19 protein-coding genes, 16 tRNA genes and 2 rRNA genes are annotated in these 26,189 nt (G+C 46.2%); 35 read left to right on the top strand and 2 right to left on the bottom strand.

The annotated features are described in order from the left end of the window. Positions 1-14: 14 nt before the first annotated feature. From MHB37_RS27555 to MHB37_RS27505, 11 genes are all read left to right on the top strand, one after another. Positions 15-206 (top strand): PLDc N-terminal domain-containing protein, encoded by a 192-nt coding sequence (locus tag MHB37_RS27555; protein WP_036680175.1) that lies wholly within the window; start codon positions 15-17, stop codon positions 204-206. Beyond that, positions 206-1,120 (top strand): ABC transporter ATP-binding protein, encoded by a 915-nt coding sequence (locus tag MHB37_RS27550; protein ID WP_076128642.1) that lies wholly within the window; start codon positions 206-208, stop codon positions 1,118-1,120. The genes MHB37_RS27555 and MHB37_RS27550 overlap by 1 nt, the downstream gene beginning before the upstream one ends. Continuing rightward, a complete protein-coding gene (locus tag MHB37_RS27545) occupies positions 1,117-1,887 on the top strand; it encodes an ABC transporter permease subunit (protein ID WP_076128640.1) in 771 nt (256 codons plus the stop codon). The genes MHB37_RS27550 and MHB37_RS27545 overlap by 4 nt, the downstream gene beginning before the upstream one ends. A gap of 147 nt (positions 1,888-2,034) precedes the next feature. Continuing rightward, the gene (locus MHB37_RS27540) at positions 2,035-2,418 is read left to right on the top strand and encodes a hypothetical protein (RefSeq protein WP_036680170.1); all 384 of its coding nucleotides are present in this window, start codon (positions 2,035-2,037) and stop codon (positions 2,416-2,418) included. Between the two features lie 249 nt (positions 2,419-2,667). Continuing rightward, positions 2,668-2,955 carry an Asp-tRNA(Asn)/Glu-tRNA(Gln) amidotransferase subunit GatC gene (gatC, locus tag MHB37_RS27535; RefSeq protein ID WP_036680166.1) on the top strand — a complete coding sequence of 96 codons (288 nt, stop codon included), beginning with the start codon at positions 2,668-2,670 and terminating at the stop codon, positions 2,953-2,955. 27 nt (positions 2,956-2,982) lie between these two features. After that, complete coding sequence (gatA, locus tag MHB37_RS27530; RefSeq protein ID WP_076128638.1) at positions 2,983-4,440, top strand: Asp-tRNA(Asn)/Glu-tRNA(Gln) amidotransferase subunit GatA; 1,458 nt, start codon at positions 2,983-2,985, stop codon at positions 4,438-4,440. Positions 4,441-4,451: 11 nt separating this feature from the next. Then, entirely contained in the window at positions 4,452-5,897 is a 1,446-nt protein-coding gene (gatB, locus tag MHB37_RS27525; protein ID WP_076179766.1) for an Asp-tRNA(Asn)/Glu-tRNA(Gln) amidotransferase subunit GatB, read from the top strand. A 122-nt stretch (positions 5,898-6,019) separates the two neighbouring features. Beyond that, positions 6,020-6,490 carry an N-acetyltransferase gene (locus MHB37_RS27520; RefSeq protein WP_076146333.1) on the top strand — a complete coding sequence of 157 codons (471 nt, stop codon included), beginning with the start codon at positions 6,020-6,022 and terminating at the stop codon, positions 6,488-6,490. Positions 6,491-6,535: 45 nt separating this feature from the next. Next, positions 6,536-8,437, top strand: a complete 1,902-nt coding sequence (locus MHB37_RS27515) for a DUF4097 family beta strand repeat-containing protein (protein ID WP_248549640.1) — start codon at positions 6,536-6,538, stop codon at positions 8,435-8,437. A 126-nt stretch (positions 8,438-8,563) separates the two neighbouring features. Then, positions 8,564-8,995 carry a peroxide-responsive transcriptional repressor PerR gene (gene perR, locus MHB37_RS27510; RefSeq protein ID WP_036680160.1) on the top strand — a complete coding sequence of 144 codons (432 nt, stop codon included), beginning with the start codon at positions 8,564-8,566 and terminating at the stop codon, positions 8,993-8,995. A 209-nt stretch (positions 8,996-9,204) separates the two neighbouring features. After that, complete coding sequence (locus MHB37_RS27505) at positions 9,205-10,926, top strand: glycosyl hydrolase family 18 protein (protein WP_076193678.1); 1,722 nt, start codon at positions 9,205-9,207, stop codon at positions 10,924-10,926. A gap of 117 nt (positions 10,927-11,043) precedes the next feature. Here MHB37_RS27505 and MHB37_RS27500 read toward each other — a convergent pair whose 3' ends face one another. Next, on the bottom strand, positions 11,044-11,409 hold the full coding sequence (locus tag MHB37_RS27500; protein WP_036680151.1) for a DUF2614 family zinc ribbon-containing protein: 366 nt from the start codon (positions 11,407-11,409) through the stop codon (positions 11,044-11,046). A gap of 127 nt (positions 11,410-11,536) precedes the next feature. Here MHB37_RS27500 and MHB37_RS27495 point away from each other — a divergent pair, with 127 nt between their 5' ends. From MHB37_RS27495 to MHB37_RS27405, 19 genes are all read left to right on the top strand, one after another. Further along, complete coding sequence (locus MHB37_RS27495; RefSeq protein WP_076128632.1) at positions 11,537-12,415, top strand: nucleotidyltransferase-like protein; 879 nt, start codon at positions 11,537-11,539, stop codon at positions 12,413-12,415. A 425-nt stretch (positions 12,416-12,840) separates the two neighbouring features. Continuing rightward, positions 12,841-14,398 (top strand): 16S ribosomal RNA (locus MHB37_RS27490). A 262-nt stretch (positions 14,399-14,660) separates the two neighbouring features. Beyond that, a 23S ribosomal RNA gene (locus tag MHB37_RS27485) occupies positions 14,661-17,587 on the top strand. The 16S and 23S rRNA genes sit together here with 16 tRNA genes alongside, the layout of an rRNA operon. Positions 17,588-17,647: 60 nt before the next feature. Continuing rightward, positions 17,648-17,723: transfer RNA gene (locus tag MHB37_RS27480), tRNA-Asn, on the top strand. 3 nt (positions 17,724-17,726) lie between these two features. Next, a tRNA-Ser gene (locus MHB37_RS27475) sits at positions 17,727-17,819 on the top strand. Positions 17,820-17,837: 18 nt separating this feature from the next. Then, positions 17,838-17,912: transfer RNA gene (locus MHB37_RS27470), tRNA-Glu, on the top strand. A gap of 55 nt (positions 17,913-17,967) precedes the next feature. Next, a tRNA-Val gene (locus MHB37_RS27465) sits at positions 17,968-18,043 on the top strand. Positions 18,044-18,060: 17 nt separating this feature from the next. Next, positions 18,061-18,137: transfer RNA gene (locus tag MHB37_RS27460), tRNA-Met, on the top strand. Between the two features lie 25 nt (positions 18,138-18,162). After that, positions 18,163-18,240: transfer RNA gene (locus MHB37_RS27455), tRNA-Asp, on the top strand. Between the two features lie 10 nt (positions 18,241-18,250). Further along, positions 18,251-18,326 (top strand) — tRNA-Phe (locus MHB37_RS27450). A 28-nt stretch (positions 18,327-18,354) separates the two neighbouring features. After that, positions 18,355-18,430 (top strand) — tRNA-Thr (locus tag MHB37_RS27445). A gap of 5 nt (positions 18,431-18,435) precedes the next feature. Further along, positions 18,436-18,521 (top strand) — tRNA-Tyr (locus MHB37_RS27440). 6 nt (positions 18,522-18,527) lie between these two features. After that, a tRNA-Trp gene (locus MHB37_RS27435) sits at positions 18,528-18,601 on the top strand. Between the two features lie 23 nt (positions 18,602-18,624). Continuing rightward, positions 18,625-18,700, top strand: a tRNA-His gene (locus MHB37_RS27430). 43 nt (positions 18,701-18,743) lie between these two features. Then, positions 18,744-18,819, top strand: a tRNA-His gene (locus MHB37_RS27425). A 19-nt stretch (positions 18,820-18,838) separates the two neighbouring features. Beyond that, a tRNA-Gln gene (locus tag MHB37_RS27420) sits at positions 18,839-18,913 on the top strand. A gap of 6 nt (positions 18,914-18,919) precedes the next feature. Continuing rightward, positions 18,920-18,994: transfer RNA gene (locus MHB37_RS27415), tRNA-Gly, on the top strand. Between the two features lie 9 nt (positions 18,995-19,003). Continuing rightward, a tRNA-Cys gene (locus MHB37_RS27410) sits at positions 19,004-19,077 on the top strand. A 14-nt stretch (positions 19,078-19,091) separates the two neighbouring features. Continuing rightward, a tRNA-Leu gene (locus tag MHB37_RS27405) sits at positions 19,092-19,170 on the top strand. A gap of 135 nt (positions 19,171-19,305) precedes the next feature. On the opposite strand, the gene MHB37_RS27400 is transcribed toward MHB37_RS27405, so the two are convergent. Further along, on the bottom strand, positions 19,306-20,061 hold the full coding sequence (locus MHB37_RS27400) for an AraC family transcriptional regulator (RefSeq protein WP_076130295.1): 756 nt from the start codon (positions 20,059-20,061) through the stop codon (positions 19,306-19,308). Positions 20,062-20,388: 327 nt separating this feature from the next. Between MHB37_RS27400 and MHB37_RS27395 the strand changes: the two genes are divergently transcribed. The 5 genes from MHB37_RS27395 (at position 20,389) to MHB37_RS27375 (ending at position 26,186) form a co-directional block, all read left to right on the top strand. Beyond that, on the top strand, positions 20,389-21,528 hold the full coding sequence (locus MHB37_RS27395) for a BMP family ABC transporter substrate-binding protein (RefSeq protein ID WP_076184828.1): 1,140 nt from the start codon (positions 20,389-20,391) through the stop codon (positions 21,526-21,528). 124 nt (positions 21,529-21,652) lie between these two features. Beyond that, on the top strand, positions 21,653-23,215 hold the full coding sequence (locus MHB37_RS27390) for an ABC transporter ATP-binding protein (protein WP_076130297.1): 1,563 nt from the start codon (positions 21,653-21,655) through the stop codon (positions 23,213-23,215). After that, entirely contained in the window at positions 23,208-24,254 is a 1,047-nt protein-coding gene (locus MHB37_RS27385) for an ABC transporter permease (RefSeq protein WP_405168719.1), read from the top strand. Before MHB37_RS27390 ends, MHB37_RS27385 begins: the two co-directional genes overlap by 8 nt. After that, positions 24,251-25,189, top strand: coding sequence for an ABC transporter permease (locus tag MHB37_RS27380; protein ID WP_036685567.1), 939 nt, complete (start codon positions 24,251-24,253; stop codon positions 25,187-25,189). Before MHB37_RS27385 ends, MHB37_RS27380 begins: the two co-directional genes overlap by 4 nt. 40 nt (positions 25,190-25,229) lie before the next feature. Then, positions 25,230-26,186 (top strand): nucleoside hydrolase, encoded by a 957-nt coding sequence (locus tag MHB37_RS27375; RefSeq protein ID WP_076184827.1) that lies wholly within the window; start codon positions 25,230-25,232, stop codon positions 26,184-26,186. Positions 26,187-26,189 lie beyond the last annotated feature (3 nt).

Here is a 26,189-nt window from a genome sequence, read left to right as displayed (position 1 = left end):
AGGAGTGGTACTTCATGGAAGAGGTAAAATGGGGTTTAATCATGCCGTTAATTATTCTGCAGGCTTTGCTTGCTATTATTGGTCTGATATCTCTGGCCAAAGCGGATAACGTTCGTGGTCCAAAATGGATGTGGATTATTATCATTATTTGCGGAAATATATTAGGCAGCGTAGCTTATTTCACAATAGGAAGGAAAGATGTCTGATGTCACTCCTTCAAGTTAAGAATTTGCGCAAAAGCTATGGGGCGCATATTTCCGTAAATGATATAAGCTTTGAAATTGAGAAAGAACGGTGCGTCGCTTTACTGGGGCCTAACGGTGCTGGGAAAACGACCACACTTCGTATGCTGGCAGGGCTGCTAGAACCCACCTCTGGAATGATTTCATTTGAGGGGAGCCGTCCTGGAGCCGAATATCGCAGAGGATTAGGATATGTGCCACAGTCCCCAGCTTTTTATGGTTGGATGACTGGACATGAATATGTTGTTTTCGCTGCAAAGCTTAGTGGAATGGGAACTAAAGACGCAACCAGCAGGGCATTGGAATCGCTCGAGCGTGTAGGGCTTAAAGGTGATGCTCGTCGCCGGATTGGTGGATACTCCGGTGGGATGAAGCAGCGGCTGGGTCTGGCTCAGGCGCTTGTGCACCGGCCTCGTCTGCTGTTGCTTGATGAGCCTGTATCTGCACTTGATCCGATTGGCCGCAGAGAAGTAATGGGACTGCTGCGGGAGATACGTGAAGAGACAACTGTAGTTTTTTCTACACATGTGCTGCATGATGCAGAAGAAATTTGCGATGATATTATTTTAATGAATCAGGGCTTGATTGCTGAGAAGGGGTCTTTATCACAGCTGCGTACACAATACAGCCTTCCTGTTATTCGTTTACGTACAGAGAAGCAAGAAAAAGCTATTCAGTGGCTGGAGTCTCTTGCTGCCAAACCGTTTGTACTAGAGACTCAGTTGTTCGGAGATCAGGCAATTTTTAATGTGAACGATGTAGACATGGCCCGATGGACGATTCTGCAAGAAGCGGCGCAGCTCGAAATTCCATTACTGCAATTTGAAGCGGGTTCTTCCACGTTAGAGGATTTATTTATGAAGGTGGTGGGAGTATGAGAAGCGCCTGGGTCCTTTATCGCAAAGAAATGCTCGAAATGGCTCGCAGTTATAAGTTAATCTGGATACCTGTCGTTTTTATCCTATTAGGTATTATGCAGCCGTTAACTACTTATTATTTGCCGGAAATATTAAAAGCTTCAGGTGATGTTCCCCCAGGTCTGCTAGAGGGGTATGAAATACCGAGTGCCGCAGCTGTGATGGCGCAATCTCTGGGACAGTACGGAACGATCGGAATGTTAGTATTGGCGCTTGGCGCGATGAATGTTTTAGCCGGTGAGCGCTATAGCGGAACTATGGAATTAATTCTGGTAAGGCCGGTTTCTCCAGCCGCAATAGTGTTCGCTAAATGGGCAGCGCAGCTGACCCTGTTGATCGTTGCTCTAGGATTAGGTGCAGCGGGGGCGGCTTACTACACGGAGCAGTTGATTGGTTCACTATCTTGGGGAGATGTCATCGCAGCTTCTGGAGTATATGGATTGTGGCTGTTATGTGCTGTCTCAGCTACGTTGTTGTTTAGTGGATTTTTAAAATCTCCAGTTGCCGCCTTTTTAGCATTGGCGCTAATGGCAGGATTATCATTAGGCCAAAGCTTATTACCTTCATGGTTTGAATGGGCACCTGCGGGGCTTTCCGGGTTATCGGCTGGAATTCTTATGGCTGGAGAAGGCTTCAGGGTTGGACCCTATCTTTCAGCAGCTATTTTGATCTTGATTTGTTTAGTGGGTGCTGCACTTTTGACAAGGAAGAATAACTTACCCGCTTGAACCATAAGTTATATTTTTATTAAATATAGTATATTTTCATAGAATTTGTAGGATCGGCCAGCCTTCAACTAGACAGTTCTATCTTTTTTTAGTAGACTGTTGAAACAAGCAAAATCTTGAAAGATTTTGGGGTTAGGAGGTAGGGCGATGCTGCGTTTAGGAGAGAAGATTGTCATTGTTGCGGACGCTTTCGAGCAGAGTCTTCCTATCGGGGAATACGGCTACCTAATTGCTTACGACCGCAATCCCGATAATGCGTTTGACTATGTTATTCGTGTACCAGAGGCTAATAGGAACTTTTATGTTCCGGCTGAGGACATTGAGGCGGAAGAACATTTATTAGTAGCTGAGGCTGAGAGAGCAACGCATGAAGCGTTGATTGATTATGCTTTGTCCACGTACAATGAGAAGCTGTTCCATCATTTGATGAACGGTGAAGATATGGATATAGAAGAGACGGAATCAACGTCAAGCGAAAGCATGTCCCAAGCGGATTTCATCAAACAAGTGAATCTTCGAGCTTGGATTTAAGGAAGGCCGGCGCAAGCCGGCTTTTTTGTTTTGTCATACCGCTGCTAAATGCTGTGAAATCACTGACTGTCAAAACCCTTCTCTATGAATATACTAACGATACGCTCCTTTAAAATGTGTAGGAATCCCCTTCACTTTGATAAAGGAGCGTTTGTTTTACAGCCCATCATTGAATTGTCCAAGCTTCTACAATATAATTAAAAACGTTATCCGGGCGCTTTAGCCCTTTAAACAGGAGGGATTTTTCTTATGAGCATTACCGTTAAAGATGTGCAGCATGTGGCCAAGCTGGCTCGTCTGCAGCTGAGCCCGGAAGAAGAGGCAACCTTTACAGAACAAATGAATGCTATTTTACAATATGCCGAGAAATTAAATGAGCTAGATACGGAGAATGTAAAGCCGACCACGCATGTGCTGCAAGTCAGCAATGTAATGCGGGAGGATGTTGTGAAGGATAGCCTTACGCAAGAGGAAGCACTTCTTAACGCTCCAGATGATGAAGACGGACATTTCAAGGTTCCAGCTGTTTTGGAATAACTACATAATTAGAAAGGGGGAAGAATCTTGAGCCTGTTTCAAAATCGATTGCCTGAAGTACACCGCATGTTAACTGCTAAAGAGGTATCGGTCAGTGAACTGACTGAAGAATCGCTGGCGATTATCGCTGAGCGGGATAAGAACGTAAATGCATTTTTGACCTTGAATGAGGAGGGCGCTCGTAGCACTGCACGCGCTTTGGACGACAAACTGGCATCCGGAGCAGCACGTGGGTTGCTGTTTGGTCTTCCTGCCGGAATCAAGGATAATATTGTAACTAAAGGCCTGCGCACAACTTGTGCCAGCCAATTTTTGAGCGACTTCCAGCCGATTTATAACGCTACTGTAGCTTCTAAACTGCAGCAGGCAGATGCCGTAACGATCGGTAAATTAAATATGGATGAATTCGCAATGGGCGGATCTAATGAGAACTCAAGCTTTGGTCCTGTACGCAATCCTTGGGATTTAGAGCGTGTGCCCGGCGGTTCCAGTGGCGGATCTGCAGCAGCAGTAGCTGCGGGCGAAGTGTTCTTCTCACTAGGTTCGGATACTGGGGGTTCCATCCGCCAGCCAGCTTCCTATTGTGGTGTTGTAGGTCTCAAACCTACTTACGGTCTTGTATCACGTTACGGGCTGGTAGCCTTTGCCTCCTCACTAGATCAGATTGGACCATTAACACGTAATGTAGAGGATTCTGCCTATGTGCTTCAAGCAATTGCTGGTTATGATGCCCAAGACTCTACTTCGGCTAAAGTAGAAATTCCTGATTATTTGAGTTCACTTACTGGTGATGTTTCCGGACTTCGCATTGCTGTTCCTAAGGAATACCTGGGAGCAGGTGTCGATGCTTCTGTGCGTGAGACAGTTTTGTCTGCACTTAAAGTGCTGGAAGGAATGGGTGCTGTCTGGGAGGAAGTTTCATTACCACATACGGAATACGCAGTAGCAGCTTATTATTTGCTGTCCTCTTCGGAAGCTTCATCTAACCTCGCGCGTTTTGACGGTGTGCGTTATGGCGCACGTGTAGATGAAGGCGGAGGATTGCTTGATCTATATCTTAATTCCCGCAGCCGCGGCTTTGGCCCTGAGGTTAAACGTCGTATTATGTTGGGTACTTATGCACTCAGCTCCGGGTATTACGATGCTTACTATTTAAAAGCACAAAAGGTGCGTACTTTGATTAAACAGGACTTCGACGACATTTTTAAAAAATATGATGTGGTCATCGGCCCAACAGCACCAACGACAGCATTCAAATTGGGTTCACAGACTGAAGATCCGCTGACCATGTATCTGAACGATATTCTCACGATTCCTGTAAGCTTGGCGGGTATTCCGGCCGTGAGTGTTCCTTGTGGTTTTGCGGAAGGCATGCCTGTAGGTCTGCAAATTATCGGTAAGGAATTTGACGAGAGCACGATTCTGCGTGTCGCTCATGCTTTTGAACAAAATACAGATCATCACAAGCAGCGTCCACAGCTGTAGTAAAGGAGGGAATGGGATTACTTATGTCTAAATACGAAACGGTCATCGGCTTGGAAGTTCACGTAGAGCTTCATACCAACTCCAAAATCTTTTGCGGATGCTCCACTGAATTTGGAGCCCCACCTAACACTCATACCTGTCCTGTCTGCTTGGGTCACCCCGGCGTATTGCCAGTGCTCAACAAACAAGCGGTAGAATACGCTATGAAAGCAGCGATGGCGCTGAATTGCACCATTGGTGATGTTAGCAAATTCGACCGCAAAAACTATTTTTACCCGGATTCACCAAAAGCTTATCAGATTTCACAATTTGATCAGCCTATCGGCCTGAACGGTTGGATCGACATTGAAGTTAACGGAGAGACCAAACGGATCGGCATTACTCGTCTTCATTTGGAAGAGGATGCAGGTAAGCTTACGCACGTAGATGGCGGTTTTGCCTCGTTAGTCGATTTTAACCGGGTGGGAACACCGCTTATCGAAATCGTATCCGAACCTGATCTGCGCTCCCCTGAGGAAGCTCGTGCTTATCTGGAGAAAATCCGTGCGATTATGCAGTATTGTGACGTATCCGATGTCAAGATGGAAGAAGGATCGATGCGCTGTGACGCGAACATCAGTCTACGCCCAGAAGGACAAGAGGAATTCGGCATTAGAGCAGAGCTTAAGAACATGAACTCCTTCCGCGGTGTATTGCGTGGACTGGAGTATGAACAATATCGTCAGGCTGAGATCCTGGATGATGGTGGAGTTGTTGTGCAGGAGACTCGCCGCTGGGATGAAGCACAAGGGAAAACATTATCGATGCGCGGGAAAGAAGAAGCGCATGATTATCGTTACTTCCCGGACCCGGACTTGATCGTTCTGCATATTGATGATGCTTGGAAAGAATCCATTCGTTCAACGATTCCAGAACTTCCGGATGCTCGGAAAGCACGTTATAGCGGGGAACTGGGCCTGACAGCTTATGATGCAGGCGTCATTACATCCTCTAAACTGTTAGCGGACTTTTTCGAAGGGTGTCTTGCCTATACGCAGGATGCCAAGGCTGTAGCTAACTGGATTATGGGTGACTTGCTTGCCTATTTGAATGGTAATAATCTGGAGTTGTCGCAGGTACAAATTACACCACAAGGGCTAGGCGAGATGATCGGGCTGATTGCAGCCGGAACCATCAGCAGCAAAATCGCTAAAACAGTATTTAAAGAAATGCTAGAGAGCGGTAAACTGCCAGCTGTTATCGTTGAGGAAAAAGGTCTGGTGCAGATCAGCGATGAAGGTGCCATTAAAGGGATAGTGGAAGCAGTCGTAGCCGCCAATCCGCAATCAGTGGAAGATTATAAAGCGGGTAAACAGAAAGCAATCGGCTTCCTGGTCGGACAAGTCATGAAAGAAAGTAAAGGTAAGGCGAATCCGGGTCTTGCTAATAAACTTCTCATCGAGGTATTGAGCAGCTAAACGCTTGTCGTCTGTAAAAGGACGCCAGCGGCGTTTATAATTGGGGTAATATACTTATGTAATAAGCTAAGGGCTTGTCGGCAACGGCAGGCCCTTAGCGGCATATAAGGGGACTGGTTAGGATGAATACAATTAACAAGCTAAATCTGCAGGATGAAAGCACCGTTAATGAATTATGGAGTCTTCAGCATAAGGCCTATAGACTGGAAGCTGAACTTATAGGCTTTCGTGAAATACCACCTCTGATGGAGACGAGAGAAATGCTCAGCAGCTCTAAAGAGGGTTTTTATGGCTGCTTCGATAAAGATGAGGAACTAATGGGTGCTGTTGCTGTAGAGGAAGAATCTCCTGGAAAATTGACGATTACACGAATGATGGTGGGGCCGGACTTTTTTCGTAGAGGTATCGCTAGCCATCTTTTGGAATATGTATTTGAGCATTTTGCAGGGATGGAGCAATTCATTGTGTCGACAGGCAAAAAGAATACACCTGCCGTTTCGTTGTACAGTAAACATGGTTTTCTGCCTACCGGTGTGGAGGAAGTCGCTCCAGGAGTTGAATTGATTGAATTTCATCGGAGTGGTTCTCTTTGAAAAAAGATATTCATAGACAACTATTTACGAAAGGAGGAGTCCAAAATGAAACATGACTCTGCAATGCTCCCAGAGCAGGAAGAACTGCAAGGTTCTGTTGATATAGAGACTAAGGAAAATGAGATACAGAAGAGGATTATTCCTCCGCGTCCGAAGCGGCGCCACCGCAAACGTAAATTTATTGCTGGACTGCTGGCAGCACTCATCCCTGGGACGGGGCATTTGTATTTTGGGCTTCTCCGAAAAGGGATCACCTTCATCTTTCTAATTCTTTTGGATATCTCAGCTTTATTGTATTTCTCATCCATCGGGATGCAGATCAATGTTCCACTGCTTATTTTACTTGCGCTCATTATTCCAGTGATCTATTTTTATAACGTGTATGACGTATTGCAATCAGCGGACAGGCTTCTTCGCTTCCCAGAGGATCATGATCTTGATATTTCTGTGACCAAAGCAAACGAGGCTCCTAAACGTCGTAGTATCGTCAGCGAGCCTGGGATATCCTTTGGACTCTTATTGCTCTTAGGGGGCGCCCTGCTTATTCTGTTCCGGCAGAAACCAACATGGCTCCAGTTCTTTATTGAACATTATGCCGAAATGGCCGTGTCTGTCATTTTAGTATGCGGTGGCTTATTTATAGGAGCTAGAGAAATTGCCAGAGCAGTTGTGCAGCGTAAAGACAATGAACCTCGCAAGCGGCGCGTGGGAAGATATACGGCTTCTGTATTACTGATAGCTATTTCTGTTCCTTTGTTTTTGGATTGGAGAGAGGGAACTGACTATATGCTTCTGCTCTTGAAGTGGTGGCCAGTCATCCCGGTGTTATGGGGGATTGAGTTCCTGCTGATGTTTATCTTCTCTAACCGTTCAGCTAAGGGAACCAGAATCAGATTGGATTTACGTGGGCTTTTATCTGCTATATTGCTAGCTGCGAGTGTATTTATTGTTGCAGAGCAAGAACATTATTTATATCTATGGAAAAATGTCAGTCTAAACCTGACGGCAGCAGCAGTGGACTATGGTGAGGCTAAAGGCAGCAAATATCAGAAAGCCCCGCTAATTGTTCCGGTGGAATTAAATACAGCAAAAATATCTATTGATAGTATTAATGGTGATATTTTATTACACCGTGCTCCAGTGGATGATATTCAAATTACAACGACAGTTTGGGTAGATCAGTTGGATGGGCCGATGGCTGAAGCTATATCAGAACAGTCCTTTGTGGACGTTGTTGAAGGGCCCAACATAAAAATCACCTCGAATAGCAAGGCCTATGGAGAATCTGGTAAACGCCAGCCACGCATGGATCTAGACATTTACTTGCCGGAGGATCGCCGCTTTAACCTCGATGTTCGCACTATGAATGGCGGGATCACGTTGCAGAATGTAGAAGCCATTGAAGACATTTCTCTGGAAACGGGGAATGGAGAGCTGATCCTTCATCGTATCTTTGGTAATGTTAAGGGAAAAACACTGAATGGAGCTGTCCGTGCCAGATCTGTTCAAGGTAGCGTTGATTTAACAACGAGCGGAGGCAATATGAATGCTTGGGATGTTACCGGTGCTTTGAAATTATCGACGGCTGTCGGCAATATTAGTGCGATCGGAAATAGCAATGATATCGATATTACTACCAAAAACGGTAATTTAGAGGTGGATGGAGCCAGATCCAAGCTACATGCCGAATCTCTAAATGGTACCATTGATGTTCGCTCTTCTGATGTCGCTGGAGATTGGGACATTTATAGCGCAGTTGGTGACATTCAATTGTATTTACCGATGTTAAGCAACTATACAGTGAATGGTTCCAGTGGATATGGTGATATTACTTCAGATTTGCCTGAACTTACAATTGATAAGAAAAAAGTATCAGGTGAAGTGGGAACCGGCGAGTTCAAGCTTCATGTTGAAGGAAATAGCAATCTAAATGTTAGGAAATATTGAAAAAAGTAATTTTTCTTATATAATAATAAATATAATGTATAGACTTCGTTGACAATATTGAAAAATCGGTCTTACAATCTTAAGAAGTATTTCTTTTATTTTTAAATTCAAAAGGCGGTGACAGTAATGGGGAGTGGAGTACAACATGCACTGGAACAATTAAAGACAACAGGTGTCCGTATAACGCCCCAGCGTCATGCGATTCTTACGTATTTGATGGAAGCAATGAATCATCCTACAGCTGACGATATATACCGGGCGCTAGAGCCGAAATTTCCGAGCATGAGCGTAGCAACTGTATATAATAATCTCAAGATGTTTATGGAAGCCGGCATGGTTCGCGAGTTGACCTACGGAGATAGTTCCAGTCGTTTTGATGCCAATGTATCTGATCATTATCATGTCATCTGTCAGCTATGCGGTAAGATTGAAGATTTTAGTTATCCTTCGCTTCATGATGTAGAGATACATGCAGAGCAGGAAACGGGCTTCAAAATTACGGGTTTGCGTATGGAATTGCATGGAGTTTGCAAATGTTGCAGAGAGAAGCAACAATAAGACAGAATACTACTGACTTAAGGGCGTATAGCCAAGCTACACAATAAACGTGTGAAATCCGAAAGCGGAGGACTCACGTTTTTATTTTTTTCAAAATAACAAAATATAGTGAAAATGACTAACTTATACTGGTTATCCGGAACCAAGTGGATGTTATAATCGTATTGTTAGACTTAACTTAAAATCATCTAATATTTGGAGGATATATTTTGGACAGAAGATATAGACAGAAACGCGTCAAAAAGCGCGGAGGTCTTTTCCGACGCTTTTTTGGACTTTTGCTCATTGCGGCAGCAGCTTATTGGGTTGTGTTTTTTGTATTGCCAAATCGCCAGCACATCGATCCAGACTGGAAAGGCCTAGAACATCCTATCTTCGTAAAAGGAGAGCTAACAGGATATTCCGCCTCAGGGACCGGTGATAGCATGCTTTTACCTCTACCATTACTGCAGGAACATGTGGACTCATCTATTCGTTATGAAGAAAAGACTAAATCGGTCATCCTATCAACGGAAAGTGAACTTCTATATATGCAAGAGGATAAAACCGATGCTAGTCTGAACAATCGTCCGCTGCAGCTGCGGCTGGCACCTGAAGTTAAGGAAAAGATAACTTATCTTCCTGCGGATGTTTTAGAAGACCTGTATGGGTTTGAGATTCAAGAGGATACGACTACCGGGGCTGTGCTGTTAATGACAGCAGGGGAGACTGTACCGCTGGGGAAAGTGAAAGGTGAAGCAGGTGATAAGACAGTCGCTCTTCGCAGCGAAGCGTCGATTCACGCACCCATCGTGGCCGATATGTCCCCAGGTGCCATCGTGAGTATTTGGAATAAGGAAAATGAGGACTGGCTGTATGTGCAGTTAAGCAGCGGTTATGCGGGTTATACCAAGGCCAGTGATATTATCTCAGACGGTCAAAAGACAGTGGAACCCAAAAGCACCACTCCCTCACGGGCAGAACGAAGCTGGAAAGGGAAGTCAGTGAATTTGTATTGGGAAGCTGTTTATCAACGCAAACCTGACCCAAGTACATTCGGTGAGCTTCCGGGCGTTAACGTGGCTAGCCCGACTTGGTTCAGTATCATAGATGGTGACGGGAATGTGCGCAGTCAGGCTGATAGTGCGTATGTGCAGTGGGCCCATGAGCGCGGTTTGGAAGTATGGGGGCTGCTCAGCAATAGCTTTGAACCAGACATAACCACTGAGGCATTGTCGAGCTATGAGAAGCGGATGAACGCGATCGTACAGATCCTCGAGTATTCAGATTTATACAAGCTGGATGGAATTAATATTGACTTTGAGAATGTATATACGAAAGACGGGGAGAATGTTACACAATTTATGCGAGAGCTAAAACCTATGGCTCAAGCCAAAAACTTAATCGTCTCCATAGACGTAACCCCTAAATCTAACAGTGAGATGTGGTCAGCATTCCTTGATCGTAGAGCTCTTAATTCAGTAGTTGATTATCTTATTGTTATGGCTTATGACGAGCATTGGGCTGCTAGTCCTGTTGCGGGCTCTGTTGCGTCTCTGCCGTGGGTAGAAAGCTCGTTAAGCCGGATTATAGAGGAAGACGATGTGCCGCCTGAGAAGCTGATTCTAGGGATTCCACTGTACACTAGAATCTGGACTGAGGCCCAGGTGGATGGCAAGACCAAAGTAAGCTCTAAATCGGTTAGTATGAATGCCGTTGAAAAAATTATTAAAGAGAAGAAGCTGACCCCAACCTTTGATAAGGCAGCAGGGCAGAATTACGTTGAGTATAAGGAAGATGGCGCTCTTAAAAAAATATGGATCGAAGACAAAGTTTCTTTAAAAGCTAGAGTTGAGCTTGCTAAGTCTTTAGGGCTTGGTGGCATTGGTTCATGGAATCGCAGCTTTAGTAATCCGTCTGCGTGGGAGGCATTACAAGGGATTCATAAGTAATTATTATTTCATTCATAATAAACAAAGGGGCTCCCAATATAGGGGCCCCTTTGTTGTATTAAGCAAATGTTTGATTGCATTATAAATCGCTAGTAATAAGCTTCTGTAAGATGTGTTTTATTGATTAAGCTGCTGACTCTTAAGTTGTTCCGCAGTAATATTGGCCTCAGCTGGATCCATAGTAAGGATGGTATGGCAGAACATACAGCGGTCTGTTTTGCCCAGCATTTTGGTCAGCTTGTGACATTCAGGGCATTCCAGTTGGACTGCGCTAGTTGACAGCATCCCAGCCCAGAAATAGATTGCAAGACTTGCCATCATTGAGATTAAACCGATTACAAGACCGATTCCAGCGAATACTTTTCCAGTTGAGCCCCAAAACACGATGCCCGCTGTACCCAAAACCATAAGTCCCATTCCGAGCATTGTGAGCAGTAATCCCCATGTGCGAAAAGCGTTGATCTTAGCCGTTTTAAACTTCATGAGTGTTTGCTCCTAACTAAATATAGTTGGGTTGTCCAGAAGGAACTGTCTTTCATATGTAGAATAATAATTATAACTGAATTATAACTGACTGGACGCAAAATCGCCAAATTTAATGGAGGGAAGCATGGAACTGTCCAATGTAACTTTGTTGAGTGGAGAAACGTTTGATGAGAATGTTTTAGGAGCGGTCGTTTTGCGGCAGAATGGGGATATTCCGTTTCAAAGCGCACTTCTTCAAGATTTTGATATGGTAGTGTTAGTATTGCATGAAGAACAGGATAGAGAGCATATTGTTCGCCATACCATTGCCGGTGACCAACGGACCCAGTCAGTCCATATTGGCCTTTTTGCTTTGGAGCAGGCTGTTATGGCAGGGGATAATAACGAACTTCTTATCAGTTTGATGAGGGGGGAAGTGATCTGGGACCCCAAGGGAATACTAGAGGAAATGCGACGTGAGATACTGCAATTTGAAGGACCGATCAAGGAACGGGTCGCATTTATGGAGTTTGCTCGCTTTTTGCATATGTATGTGAAATCCAAGCGCTATATAGAGGCTGGCTTTATTATGGATGCTTACAACTGTGTATTGATAGCCTTATACCATTGGGCAAGAATAGAAGTGAGTGAAGTGGGTGCTTTCCCCGAGCCAGCTATTTGGGAGCAGGTTAAAAGCATGAATACCTCTGTTCATAAACTTTATGAGGAGTTAACGGTCAGTACTGAGACCTTAGAGCAACGTGTGGAGCTTGTGCTTCTTGCATGTGAATTTGGGATTATGTCCAAAATGACGGACTGTTGTCTATTGCTCTTTAATATTTTGAATAGCCGTAAGGAAGCATGGAGCATTAAAGAATTACTGCAGCATTCAGGTCTGAGTCAATTAGAGTCTGAACTACCCCTTGTTTTACGAAAGCTGGTTTCTCGTTCGCTAATCCGAGAGATTACATCTTGGGCTGATGTTCACGAGGGAGAAGGGCATGCGATCCGCTATACATTATAGAGATAAATTAGATACAGTAGAAGATGTTTAATTATAGAGAGATGAGCAAGGATAGGGAGAGGCTGAGCACTCTCTTTTTTGTTTGTTTACTAATATGAAACGCTCATATTTATTCGGAAAAATTAATGGTTGACTCTTTCCTTGTTCATGTGTTAAATTATAACTCGTCCCTCTGACACAGAGATGTGCTTTCGAAAACATTCGAAAGACAACCGAAAAAAGAAATTAAAAAAAAGGTTGACTAAAACGAGGACGCTGTGATATATTATAAAGGTCGCTGCTGAACAACACATCGACGAAATAACAGCTTGATCTTTGAAAACTGAACAACGAGTGAGTAGGAAATCACGTAAGTGAAATCCAAAATTAGAGAATTAATTTTCTCGTCAGATGTTTCAAAATGAGCATATCGCTCTTTTCAATACTAATTGGAGAGTTTGATCCTGGCTCAGGACGAACGCTGGCGGCGTGCCTAATACATGCAAGTCGAGCGGAGTCACTTTGAAAGCTTGCTTTCAAAGTGACTTAGCGGCGGACGGGTGAGTAACACGTAGGCAACCTGCCCTTCAGACTGGGATAACTACCGGAAACGGTAGCTAATACCGGATAATTTCTTTTTTCTCCTGAGAGAAGAATGAAAGACGGAGCAATCTGTCACTGAGGGATGGGCCTGCGGCGCATTAGCTAGTTGGTGGGGTAACGGCCCACCAAGGCGACGATGCGTAGCCGACCTGAGAGGGTGAACGGCCACACTGGGACTGAGACACGGCCCAGACTCCTACGGGAGGCAGCAGTAGGGAATCTTCCGCAATGGGCGAAAGCCTGACGGAGCAACGCCGCGTGAGTGATGAAGGTTTTCGGATCGTAAAGCTCTGTTGCCAGGGAAGAACGTCCGGTAGAGTAACTGCTACCGGAGTGACGGTACCTGAGAAGAAAGCCCCGGCTAACTACGTGCCAGCAGCCGCGGTAATACGTAGGGGGCAAGCGTTGTCCGGAATTATTGGGCGTAAAGCGCGCGCAGGCGGCTATTTAAGTCTGGTGTTTAAACCTTGGGCTCAACCTGAGGTCGCACTGGAAACTGGGTGGCTTGAGTACAGAAGAGGAAAGTGGAATTCCACGTGTAGCGGTGAAATGCGTAGATATGTGGAGGAACACCAGTGGCGAAGGCGACTTTCTGGGCTGTAACTGACGCTGAGGCGCGAAAGCGTGGGGAGCAAACAGGATTAGATACCCTGGTAGTCCACGCCGTAAACGATGAGTGCTAGGTGTTAGGGGTTTCGATACCCTTGGTGCCGAAGTTAACACAGTAAGCACTCCGCCTGGGGAGTACGGTCGCAAGACTGAAACTCAAAGGAATTGACGGGGACCCGCACAAGCAGTGGAGTATGTGGTTTAATTCGAAGCAACGCGAAGAACCTTACCAGGTCTTGACATCCCTCTGAATCTGCTAGAGATAGCAGCGGCCTTCGGGACAGAGGAGACAGGTGGTGCATGGTTGTCGTCAGCTCGTGTCGTGAGATGTTGGGTTAAGTCCCGCAACGAGCGCAACCCTTAACTTTAGTTGCCAGCAAGTAATGTTGGGCACTCTAGAGTGACTGCCGGTGACAAACCGGAGGAAGGTGGGGATGACGTCAAATCATCATGCCCCTTATGACCTGGGCTACACACGTACTACAATGGCCGGTACAACGGGAAGCGAAGCCGCGAGGTGGAGCCAATCCCATCAAAGCCGGTCTCAGTTCGGATTGCAGGCTGCAACTCGCCTGCATGAAGTCGGAATTGCTAGTAATCGCGGATCAGCATGCCGCGGTGAATACGTTCCCGGGTCTTGTACACACCGCCCGTCACACCACGAGAGTTTACAACACCCGAAGTCGGTGGGGTAACCCGCAAGGGAGCCAGCCGCCGAAGGTGGGGTAGATGATTGGGGTGAAGTCGTAACAAGGTAGCCGTATCGGAAGGTGCGGCTGGATCACCTCCTTTCTATGGAGAATCGTTCTCTGCAATGAGGACATTCAAATCGGAAGTTTAACTTCCAAAACTCAGGTTTAGGCCTGTTACTCACTCGTTGCTCAGTTTTGAGAGTTTAAGCTCTCAAGTAAGACTTGATCCTTGAAAACTGGATACCGAAACGAATTTGCGTTTTAGAACATCTTTTAGCAACTTGTGCAAACAAGTAAATGTTATTAGTGAGATGATTCCAAAGAGAATGTCATCGTATGATATTTTCCTGCGGAAAAATCAAGGTTAAGCTAATAAGAGCACACGGAGGATGCCTAGGCGCCAGGAGCCGACGAAGGACGTGGCGAACAACGAAACTGCCTCGGGGAGCTGTAAGCAAGCTTTGATCCGGGGGTGTCCGAATGGGGAAACCCAGCTGTGGTAATTCGCAGTTACTCATTTCTGAATACATAGGAAATGTAGAGGCAGACCAGGGGAACTGAAACATCTAAGTACCCTGAGGAAGAGAAAACAATAGTGATTCCGTCAGTAGCGGCGAGCGAACGCGGAACAGCCTAAACCTAAGAGCTTGCTCTTAGGGGTTGTGGGACGTCTCACATGGAGTTACAAAGGAATATGGTAGGTGAAGAGGTCTGGAAAGGCCCGCGATAGAGGTAAAAGCCCTGTAACCTAAACTGTGTTCTCTCCGAGACGGATCCCGAGTAGTGCGGGGCACGTGAAACCCCGTATGAATCCAGCAGGACCATCTGCTAAGGCTAAATACTACCTGGCGACCGATAGTGAAACAGTACCGTGAGGGAAAGGTGAAAAGCACCCCGGAAGGGGAGTGAAATAGAACCTGAAACCGTGTGCTTACAAAAAGTCAGAGCCCTATTAATGGGTGATGGCGTGCCTTTTGTAGAATGAACCGGCGAGTTACGTTTAACATGCAAGGTTAAGCCGAGAAGGTGGAGCCGCAGCGAAAGCGAGTCTGAATAGGGCGAATTAGTATGTGGACGTAGACCCGAAACCGTGTGATCTACCCCTGTCCAGGGTGAAGGTGCGGTAACACGCACTGGAGGCCCGAACCCACGTACGTTGAAAAGTGCGGGGATGAGGTGGGGGTAGCGGAGAAATTCCAATCGAACTCGGAGATAGCTGGTTCTCCCCGAAATAGCTTTAGGGCTAGCCTCGGTATAAGAGTAGTGGAGGTAGAGCACTGATTGGGTGCGGGGTCCGCAAGGATTACCAAGCTCAGTCAAACTCCGAATGCCATATACTTATTGCCGGGAGTCAGACAGTGAGTGCTAAGATCCATTGTCAAAAGGGAAACAGCCCAGACCATCAGCTAAGGTCCCCAAGTGTGTGTTAAGTGGGAAAGGATGTGGAGTTGCACAGACAACCAGGATGTTGGCTTAGAAGCAGCCACCATTGAAAGAGTGCGTAATAGCTCACTGGTCGAGTGACTCTGCGCCGAAAATGTAACGGGGCTAAACACACCACCGAAGCTATGGCTAGATACGTATGTATCTGGGGTAGGGGAGCGTTGTGTAGGGGTTGAAGGTGTACTGAAAAGAGCGCTGGACACTACACAAGTGAGAATGCCGGTATGAGTAACGAAAAGATCAGTGAGAATCTGATCCGCCGAAAGCCCAAGGTTTCCTGAGGAAGGCTCGTCCGCTCAGGGTAAGTCGGGACCTAAGGCGAGGCCGAAAGGCGTAGTCGAAGGACAACAGTTTGAAATTACTGTACCACCGTAATCCGCTATGAGCGATGGGGTGACGCAGGAGGGTAGTGACGCGGACTGATGGATGTCCGTCTAAGCAGTGAGGCTGATGTGTAGGCAAATCCGCACATCGATAAGGCTGGGCTGTGATGGGGAGCGAAAATTGTAGTAGCGAAGGTCATGATCTCACACTGCCAAGAAAAGCCTCTAGCCAGGAGAAGGTGCCCGTACCGCAAACCGACACAGGTAGGCGAGAAGAGAATTCTAAGGCGCGCGGAAGAACTCTCGTTAAGGAACTCGGCAAAATGACCCCGTAACTTCGGGAGAAGGGGTGCCCCGGTAGTGTGAATAGCACGAGGGGGCCGCAGTGAAAAGGCCCAAGCGACTGTTTAGCAAAAACACAGGTCTGTGCGAAGCCGCAAGGCGAAGTATACGGGCTGACGCCTGCCCGGTGCTGGAAGGTTAAGGGGAGTGGTTAGGGGTAACCCGAAGCTATGAACCGAAGCCCCAGTAAACGGCGGCCGTAACTATAACGGTCCTAAGGTAGCGAAATTCCTTGTCAGGTAAATTCTGACCCGCACGAATGGCGTAACGACTTGGGCGCTGTCTCAACGAGAGATCCGGTGAAATTTTAATACCTGTGAAGATGCAGGTTACCCGCGACAAGACGGAAAGACCCCATGGAGCTTTACTGCAGCTTGATATTGAATTTGGGTACGATCTGTACAGGATAGGTGGGAGCCGTAGAAATCGGAGCGCAAGCTTCGGTGGAGGCGCCGTTGGGATACCACCCTGATCGTATCTAGGTTCTAACCTAGTGCCCTTATCGGGTACGGGGACCGTGTCAGGCGGGCAGTTTGACTGGGGCGGTCGCCTCCTAAAGAGTAACGGAGGCGTTCCAAGGTTCCCTCAGAATGGTTGGAAATCATTCGCAGAGTGCAAAGGCATAAGGGAGCTTGACTGCGAGACCTACAAGTCGAGCAGGGACGAAAGTCGGACTTAGTGATCCGGTGGTACCGCATGGAAGGGCCATCGCTCAACGGATAAAAGCTACCCTGGGGATAACAGGCTTATCTCCCCCAAGAGTCCACATCGACGGGGAGGTTTGGCACCTCGATGTCGGCTCATCGCATCCTGGGGCTGAAGTAGGTCCCAAGGGTTGGGCTGTTCGCCCATTAAAGCGGTACGCGAGCTGGGTTCAGAACGTCGTGAGACAGTTCGGTCCCTATCTGTCGTGGGCGCAGGAAATTTGAGAGGAGCTGTCCTTAGTACGAGAGGACCGGGATGGACGTACCGCTGGTGCACCAGTTGTTCCGCCAGGAGCATGGCTGGGTAGCTACGTACGGACGGGATAAGCGCTGAAAGCATCTAAGCGTGAAGCCCCCCTCAAGATGAGATTTCCCAATTAGTAAGACCCCTTGAAGACGACGAGGTAGATAGGTTGGAGGTGGAAGTGCAGCAATGCATGGAGCTGACCAATACTAATCGGTCGAGGGCTTATCCTATACTTAGAATGCAAATTCGTTTCGGATTCAGTTTTCAGGCATCAAGCCTGGTATGAATATTCCCTGATAGCTCAGTTGGTAGAGCACTCGACTGTTAATCGAGTTGTCACAGGTTCGAGTCCTGTTCGGGGAGCCATATGGAGAGGTGTCCGAGTTTGGCCGAAGGAGCACGATTGGAAATCGTGTAGGCGCCACAAGCGTCTCGAGGGTTCGAATCCCTCTCTCTCCGCCACAAATTTTTAATTAGTATGGCCCGTTGGTCAAGGGGTTAAGACACCTCCCTTTCACGGAGGTAACATGGGTTCGAATCCCATACGGGTCACCAAATTTTCACTTGATTTATCCTAGTGGACTTTGGTACAATAACAATTGTTGTTTATGGAGGCTTAGCTCAGCTGGGAGAGCATCTGCCTTACAAGCAGAGGGTCGGGGGTTCGATCCCCTCAGCCTCCACCATAACACTTTCTTACTGACGCGGGGTGGAGCAGCCCGGTAGCTCGTCGGGCTCATAACCCGAAGGCCGCAGGTTCAAATCCTGCCCCCGCAACCAATTAACTTAAGCAATTATATCTTTTGGAACCGTGGTGTAGTTGGCCTAACATGCCTGCCTGTCACGCAGGAGATCGCGGGTTCGAATCCCGTCGGTTCCGCCATTTTCATCATGGCTCGGTAGCTCAGTCGGTAGAGCAGAGGACTGAAAATCCTCGTGTCGGCGGTTCGATTCCGTCCCGAGCCACCATTTATCATCACAAAAGAATGAGTGCCATGCCGGTGTAGCTCAATTGGTAGAGCAACTGACTTGTAATCAGTAGGTTGGGGGTTCAAGTCCTCTCGCCGGCACCATCCTTGGAGGATTAGCGAAGTGGCCAAACGCATCAGACTGTAAATCTGCTCACGTGAGTGTTCGGTGGTTCGAATCCATCATCCTCCACCAGTTTTTAGGGGCATAGTTTAAAGGTAGAACAACGGTCTCCAAAACCGTTGGTGTGGGTTCAATTCCTGCTGCCCCTGCCAAGTTCTTTCTAAAGTTTAATATGGCGGCCGTGGCGAAGGGGTTAACGCACCGGATTGTGGTTCCGGCATTCGTGGGTTCGAGACCCATCGGCCGCCCCATTTACTTTAAAATGAATAATGGCAACAATATCAACTTAATATGGCGACTGTGGCGAAGGGGTTAACGCACCGGATTGTGGTTCCGGCATTCGTGGGTTCGAGACCCATCAGTCGCCCCATTTTACTTTAAAATGTTATTGGGGATTAGCCAAGCGGTAAGGCAACGGACTTTGACTCCGTCACTCATAGGTTCGAATCCTATATCCCCAGCCATTTTATGCGGACGTGGCTCAGCGGTAGAGCATCGCCTTGCCAAGGCGAGGGTCGCGGGTTCGATTCCCGTCGTCCGCTCCAAGTTTTCATGGCGCCATAGCCAAGTGGTAAGGCAAAGCTCTGCAAAAGCTTTATCCCCAGTTCAAATCTGGGTGGCGCCTCCATTTAGTTCATATGTGCCGGCGTGGCGGAATGGCAGACGCGCTCGACTCAAAATCGAGTGGGAAACCGTGGAGGTTCGAGTCCTCTCGCCGGTATCTTAAAAAGGTTTGTAAGATTGCTTATAAAAGCATTCTTACAAACCTTTTTTCTTTATGTTCTTGGGTTTACAGCATTAAGCCGTTGAAATAGAGAAACTCTCTATTCAACGGCTTTTTTAATCTGATTAGTGATTAACCTGATTGATTATTAATGCGGAATGCTCGCGGAGTAAGACCTATTTCTCGTTTGAACATATTGCAGAATTGGGCATCGTTCACAAAACCTGCAGCAGCGGATACTTCAGAGATTTGCATCTGAGTATGACGTAATAGAGATTTTGCATAATCCAGGCGTTTTAACAGCAAATACCGCAGGGGTGAAGACCCGAAACGTTCTTTAAATAGATGGCGAAAACGATCGTAACTATATCCGGACATTTCTGATAGTGTTTCGACGGACAATTTATGGCGATAATGCTCATTCATATAATTAAGGACATATTGTACTCGATCTTCTGTTGGGGATTGATATCCAGAGGCACTAAGAAGCCTCATAAGATGGACGGTAATCTCGCTCATTTGTAGGTTTAGAAGCTCAGAGAATCCGTCTTGCTTGCGTGTAAACTCTGCTTTCATTCGCAGCAGGATTTGAAGAACGGTCTGATCTTTATCATCTTCATATACGCCGAGCAGATTACTCATATTAGGGTGTTCCGAGTGGAAGCCTACAAATAATACATTTGCATCCTCACGGTGGTGCTCGTCATGTTTATGATTGGGTGGCACAAGCGCGAAAGAAGAGGAGCGAAAATGGTAACTTCGTGGGCCAACATTGGTTGTCCCTACCCCCTGTAAATAATAGACTAGTTCGTAGCATTCATGCTGGTGTGGAGGGATATAAGTATTTAGCTCATGTGTGGCACTTACAATATATAGAACACGATCCATGATGATCCTCCAATACTTATGTTTTAGCCGAATCGTACAAAACTATGACCGAAATCATATAATTATTTTTAATAATATTTGTTATGATCGTATCAATAAATCCGAAAGTTCGCAACCTGACTGGCCATCTCGTTCGGAAATAAAGCGGATTATTAATAATAATGGTATTTTTATTGCTATTTTTGAGCCTAAACGTTAAATTTATTACTTTTAATGATACTTTATTTGGAAAAAAGAGAATTTCCATTTAAACCGTGAATTATACAATGGGTGAAGATGGGATTCTGCGGATTACTAACCAACTAAAATTAGGGGTGGAATAGAGTAATGAATAAAAAAGTTCTTTCTTTGTTGTTATTAATGGTGATGGTTCTGGTCACAGCATGTGGGAATAACACGTCCAATAACGGTTCTTCTGCGAATACTGGATCAAACGCTGCTGAGGGTGGAGAAACAGGTGCAGGGGATAAACTCAAGGTTGTATTGCTGATTCCGGGGACACTTGGGGATAAATCATTTTTTGATTCCGCTAATAACGGCTTGCAAAAGGTTAAGGATGAACTTGGTGCAGTAACAAAGGTTGTTGAAATGGGCGTTGATAAAACGAAATGGGAGCCTACATTTAACGATATCGCTTCCGAGGATTGGGATGTAATTATTTCTGGCGGTTCTGAAATTACAGAGATGTTTAATGCAACGGCAGAATTGTATCCAGACAAAAAATTCATTAATTATGATACCGACATCGATGAAGCACCAGATAACATGTACAACATGTCTTATGCGACAAATGAAGTATCTTTCTTGGCAGGTGCCGTAGCAGCATTAGCTACACAATCGGATATGCCGAATGCTACCCCTGAGAATGTGATTGGGTTTGTGGGCGGTATGGATATTCCGGGGATTAATGCTTTCTTGGTCGGTTACATTCAAGGTGCTCAGTACGTTGATCCTGATGTAAAAGTGGCTGTGTCGTACGCTGGTGATTTTGTTAACCCGGCAAAAGGTAAGGAGCTGTCTCTAATTCAATATAACTCCGGTGTGGATGTTATTTTTAACGTGGCTGGGGGTACAGGTCTTGGGATCTTTGACGCAGCTAAAGAGAAGAAAAAATATGCAATCGGTGTAGACTCCGATCAGGCAATGTTGATTAACGATACAGATAGTGAAAAAGCAAATCTAATCGTTACTTCATCTATTAAAAAGATTGATACGGCTATTCTAGGTGCAGTGAAGAGATTGCAAGAGGGTACGCTAGAAATGGGCAAACGTGATGTATTGAGCTTTGTAGATGATGGTGTAGGTATTGCTGAGAATGATATTTATAAAAATGTATTCCCGGCTGATCTTCAGGCCAAGGTTGAAGAAGTGAAGCAAAAGCTGATCAATAAAGAAATTAAAGTGGATAATGCGATGGGGATGGAAACCGCAGAGGTAGAAGCTATTCGTAACGCAGTTAAGCCTTAAGCCTTAAGCTTTAAACCTTAAGATCAGCTCTATAGAGATAAACCTACAGTTGGAGATTCTTCTAGTCAGGGGAATTCCAGCTGTATATTTTTGCAGACCTCCAAGTTGAAAGGCGTTGAGACCTATGTACACAGCTCTGCTGGAAATGCGGGGAATTACCAAGGTATATCCCAATGGCGTCGTTGCAAATAAAGACGTGCATTTTTCTTTACGTGAGGGAGAAATACATGCGATTGCAGGTGAGAACGGTGCAGGTAAATCGACTTTAATGAAGATTATGTTCGGCATGGAAGAGCCAAGTGAAGGCGAGATCTATATCAAGGGTGAAAAAGTAAAGCTGCAATCCGCTCAGGACGCCATTGATAGAGGCATCGGCATGGTCCACCAGCATTTCATGTTGGTACCTTCTTTTACGGTGGCAGAGAATATGGTGCTGGGTATGGAGCCGCGCAGAGGAGTTGGCATCAATTATGCCGAGGCTGTGCGCATGACGGAAGAGACCGCAAGGAAATACAATCTGGCCGTGGATCCAAAGGCAAAAGTAGAGGATCTTACAGTTGGGATGAAGCAAAAGGTTGAGATTCTTAAGGCGCTGCTGCGTGGTGCGAAAATTCTGGTGCTTGATGAGCCAACTGCGGTGTTGACTCCACAGGAAACAGAGGAATTGTTCCGCGAGCTTAAGCAATTAAGGGAACAGGGCCATACGATAGTTTTTATTTCGCACAAATTAAAGGAAGTCAAAGCGATTTGCGACAGAATTACGATTATGCGCAGCGGCCGTAGTGAAGGTGTTTTTCAAACACAGGATGTGACAGAACAGGAAATCTCGCGGTTAATGGTCGGCAGAGATGTCGTGCTGAAATATGACAAAGAGATTCTGGCTGTTAGTGAGCCAGTACTAACGGTGCAGGGACTCGGTGTGAATGATGCAGATGGCAAAGCATTATTGTCGGATATCAATTTTGCGGTACGTGGTGGGCAGATCGTTGGGATTGCTGGTGTAGAAGGCAACGGGCAGACACAGCTCATTGAAGCTCTTACAGGTAGCTTGAGAGGTGTCTCAAGTCAGGGTTCTGTACTAGTGAAGGGAAAGGATATCCGTGAATCGGATATTTTGGATATTCGTAAGCTAGGCGTTTCCTATATACCGGAGGATCGGATGCGGCAAGGGATCGCTAGTGAGGCAAGCATAGCTGATAATCTGCTATCTACTCAGTATCGTACAAAAGCAATGAATAAAGGTCTTTTTTTGAATGGCTCACGAATTGCCAAGCTAGCAGTATCCCTTGTAGAGGAATTTAAAGTCCGCTGTTCAGGACCTTCTCAGCCCATAGGAATGTTGTCAGGTGGTAACATGCAGAAGGTAGTCGTAGCTAGAGAGTGTTCGACTGAACCGCAGCTGCTTATTGCAGAACAGCCGACACGGGGTGTGGATATAGGCGCAGCCCAGTTCATACATCAAAAGTTGTTGGAATTACGTTCAGACGATTGCGCGATTTTGCTAGTGTCGGCAGATTTGAATGAGATCTTGGAGATCAGCGATAGTCTGTTAGTAATGTACGAGGGTAAGATTGTTGCCTTTTTCGAGGAGCCATCTAAGGTTAGTGAGGAAGAATTAGGTCTTTATATGCTGGGGATTCATCGACAGGACGAGGAGCACATCGGGAGGGCCGTAAATCATGTTTAAAGTTAAATATTTTGAGTACATTCGGACATCGGCGGTAATCGTTATTGCACTCGCTATTGCCTTTCTGATCATCTCTTTGGTCAGTAATCAGCCTGTGAAGACGATTGGTATATTCCTATTAGAGCCGTTATCCAGTAAAGGTCATATTGGTAATGTGATTGAGATGGCGATTCCGCTCATGTTCACTGGGTTGGCAGTATCCTTGTTGTTTCGAGCCAATATGTTCAACCTGGGAGGTGAAGGGATTTTCTATTTCTCCGGTGTTGTAACTTCCGTATTGGCTATTCATTTAACGCTGGACGGCTGGCTGCATCCGATGGTAGCTATTGCTGCAGGTTCAATTGTAGGAGCGTTGCTCTCGGCAATACCTGGTATTCTGAAGGCAAAATGGAATGCTAATGAGTTGGTTACATCCTTAATGTTCAATAATATTTTGTTCGGAGTAGGGCTATACCTACTGAACTATCATCTGCGTGATGCTAAAGCTTTTGCCAATGTATCCTACAAATTCGAGAAAACGGCACTGCTGAGTAAAATGGTCTCGGGCACCCGTATTCATACCGGTCTTATTATCGTTATCGTGCTTATTATTGCAGCTCATCTATTCCTATACAAAACGAAATGGGGATATGAGCTGCGCATGACAGGCATCAACCGGGACTTTGCCCGTTATTCCGGTATGAAGACAGCCAAGGTTATTATTCTCGTCCACTTGATTGCAGGTTTTATCGCAGGTATGGGGGGTTCCGTAGAAGTGCTGGGGATGTATAACCGTTTCCAATGGACGTCACTGCCTGGTTATGGTTTGGATGGTGCCCTTGTAGCGATGTTAGCCAAAAATAATCCGCTGTCCGTAATCGGCTCTGCATTGTTCCTAGCGTACATTCGAATTGGGGCTGACATGATGGCGCGTCTGTCTGATGTACCTTCAGAGATGATCTCAATCATACAGGCAATTATCATTCTTCTGATTTCGGCTGAGCAATTTCTGAAATTCTGGAAAAATCGGATGCTCTTGAAGGAGGCGAAGGAAGCGTGAATAGTTTGTTTGATGTGATTTTTACAACTGACTTTGCGTTCTCTGTCCTTCGCGTGACGACTCCGATTCTGTTCGCCGCGCTCGGCGCACTCATCTCCAACCGTGCAGGGATCATTAACATTGGGATGGAGGGCATCATGCTTGTTGCCGCTTTAGCGGGTGTCATCATAAGCAGCTATACACATAGCGCATGGGTAGGTCTGCTTGGGGCGGTGCTGTCTGGAACATTGATCGCTGGAATATTAGCTTTTTTCACCCTGAAATTCAAAACACATATCATTCTCGGGGGTGTGGCCATTAATATGTTCGCTTCGGGAGGCACTGTGTTTATCCTCTATCTGCTTAGTGGCGACAAGGGTTCTTCCACTTCTCTGGCGAGTAAAGTTCTGCCTAGTGTCCAGATTCCTTTGTTGAAGGATATCCCGGTGCTTGGACCTATTTTATCGGGGCATCACATTCTGACGTATGTTTCTATATTGGCTGTGTTTGTTGTCTACTATCTATTAAACCGTACACCGCTTGGACTGCGCATTCGTTCAGTGGGTGAAAATCCACATGCGGCTCAATCCGTGGGTGTAAGTGTTGTGAAAATACAGTATATGGCTTTGCTGCTTAGCGGATTTTTTGCCGGTTTAGGCGGTGCTTATATGTCGATGGGGTATTTGTCACTGTTTACCCGCGATATGATCGCTGGCCGGGGCTGGATTGCCATTGCCGCTGAGTCGATGGGAAGAAGTACGACCGTAGGCACGGCGCTGACCTCTTTATTATTTGGTACTGCAGATGCATTGTCGAATGCGCTACAGGTGTTAAAGATTCCTGCGGAGCTAATCGCCACTCTTCCTTATGTAGCCACAGTAATTGGACTTGTGATCTACGCAGTATCTGAGACACGAAAAAAGAATAAAAAACTTAAAAGTCCGCTAGTTAAATAGCGATTGAAATGATTGATACACAGACAAGGAGTGAGTAACTATGCCAACACCTATTATTATTGACTGCGATCCAGGGCATGATGACGCAATAGCGATACTGCTTGCCATAGCAAATTCGGAGAAGTTAGATCTGCGCGGGATTACAACGGTTGGTGGAAACCAAATTTTAGATAAAATCACGGAAAACGCCCTGAAGGTGATCAGCTTCGTGAATGCTGACATTCCTGTAGCTAAAGGGGCTGCTGGCCCACTGTTCGGCAAGCTTGTTACAGGTGAGGAAGCGCATGGAGAATCGGGCATGGATGGGCCGCTTTTGCCTCCAAGTAAATTCCGCCCTGTAGAGCAGGGTGCTGTGGAGTTTATGCTGAATATCATCCGTTCTTCAGAGGAGAAGATTACGCTCGTGCCGATGGCTCCTTTAACAAATATCGCACTGCTAATCACGGCTTATCCAGAGATTAAAGACAGAATTGAAAAAATCTCACTGATGGGGGGAGGTATCTCTTATGGGAATGTCACCTCTACTGCGGAGTTTAATATCTATGTAGATCCTGAAGCAGCCCGTATTGTGTTTGAGTCGGGGATTCCGATCACAATGAGTGGTCTGGATGTGACCGATAAGGCTGCTATTTTTGAAGATGAGATCCTAGCATTGAAAGAGCGGGGACCAGTGTCTACAATGGTCGGAGAATTGCTGGATTTCTATTCGATTTACGGTAAAAAAATGGGCTATGTCGGCAGTGCGCTGCATGATCCATGTGCTGTTGCCTGGCTGCTGCATCCGGAACTATTTGAATCTGAGCATCTATATGTAACGGTGGAGACCGAAGGCAAGCTGACGCGGGGAATGACAGTTGCAGACAGACGGAAAAAGACGGATCGTCCAGCGAATGTACAAGTATTGGTGGGCGTTGACCGGGAAGCATTTATGAAGCTGATCTTTGATTCACTGGAAAAGCTTGATCAAGAGCTGCTGCTAGCGGCTGAAGGGAAGTAGCCT

The organism is Paenibacillus sp. FSL H3-0286, from assembly GCF_045040705.1.
GTDB classification, from domain to species: Bacteria; Bacillota; Bacilli; order Paenibacillales; family Paenibacillaceae; genus Paenibacillus_AQ; species Paenibacillus_AQ odorifer.
Note: the sequence above shows the minus strand (reverse complement) of the source record. Positions and strands in the feature narration are given on the sequence as shown.

Excerpts from the sequence above, each read along its gene's own strand:
- MHB37_RS27555 (WP_036680175.1), top strand. The coding sequence starts at position 15 with ATGGAAGAGGTAAAATGGGGTTTAATCATGCCGTTAATTATTCTGCAG.
- MHB37_RS27550 (WP_076128642.1), top strand. The coding sequence starts at position 206 with ATGTCACTCCTTCAAGTTAAGAATTTGCGCAAAAGCTATGGGGCGCAT.
- MHB37_RS27545 (WP_076128640.1), top strand. The coding sequence starts at position 1,117 with ATGAGAAGCGCCTGGGTCCTTTATCGCAAAGAAATGCTCGAAATGGCT.
- MHB37_RS27540 (WP_036680170.1), top strand. The coding sequence starts at position 2,035 with ATGCTGCGTTTAGGAGAGAAGATTGTCATTGTTGCGGACGCTTTCGAG.
- gatC (WP_036680166.1), top strand. The coding sequence starts at position 2,668 with ATGAGCATTACCGTTAAAGATGTGCAGCATGTGGCCAAGCTGGCTCGT.
- gatB (WP_076179766.1), top strand. The coding sequence starts at position 4,452 with ATGGGATTACTTATGTCTAAATACGAAACGGTCATCGGCTTGGAAGTT.
- MHB37_RS27520 (WP_076146333.1), top strand. The coding sequence starts at position 6,020 with ATGAATACAATTAACAAGCTAAATCTGCAGGATGAAAGCACCGTTAAT.
- MHB37_RS27515 (WP_248549640.1), top strand. The coding sequence starts at position 6,536 with ATGAAACATGACTCTGCAATGCTCCCAGAGCAGGAAGAACTGCAAGGT.
- perR (WP_036680160.1), top strand. The coding sequence starts at position 8,564 with ATGGGGAGTGGAGTACAACATGCACTGGAACAATTAAAGACAACAGGT.
- MHB37_RS27500 (WP_036680151.1), bottom strand. The coding sequence starts at position 11,409 with ATGAAGTTTAAAACGGCTAAGATCAACGCTTTTCGCACATGGGGATTA.
- MHB37_RS27495 (WP_076128632.1), top strand. The coding sequence starts at position 11,537 with ATGGAACTGTCCAATGTAACTTTGTTGAGTGGAGAAACGTTTGATGAG.
- MHB37_RS27400 (WP_076130295.1), bottom strand. The coding sequence starts at position 20,061 with ATGGATCGTGTTCTATATATTGTAAGTGCCACACATGAGCTAAATACT.
- MHB37_RS27395 (WP_076184828.1), top strand. The coding sequence starts at position 20,389 with ATGAATAAAAAAGTTCTTTCTTTGTTGTTATTAATGGTGATGGTTCTG.
- MHB37_RS27390 (WP_076130297.1), top strand. The coding sequence starts at position 21,653 with ATGTACACAGCTCTGCTGGAAATGCGGGGAATTACCAAGGTATATCCC.
- MHB37_RS27385 (WP_405168719.1), top strand. The coding sequence starts at position 23,208 with ATGTTTAAAGTTAAATATTTTGAGTACATTCGGACATCGGCGGTAATC.
- MHB37_RS27375 (WP_076184827.1), top strand. The coding sequence starts at position 25,230 with ATGCCAACACCTATTATTATTGACTGCGATCCAGGGCATGATGACGCA.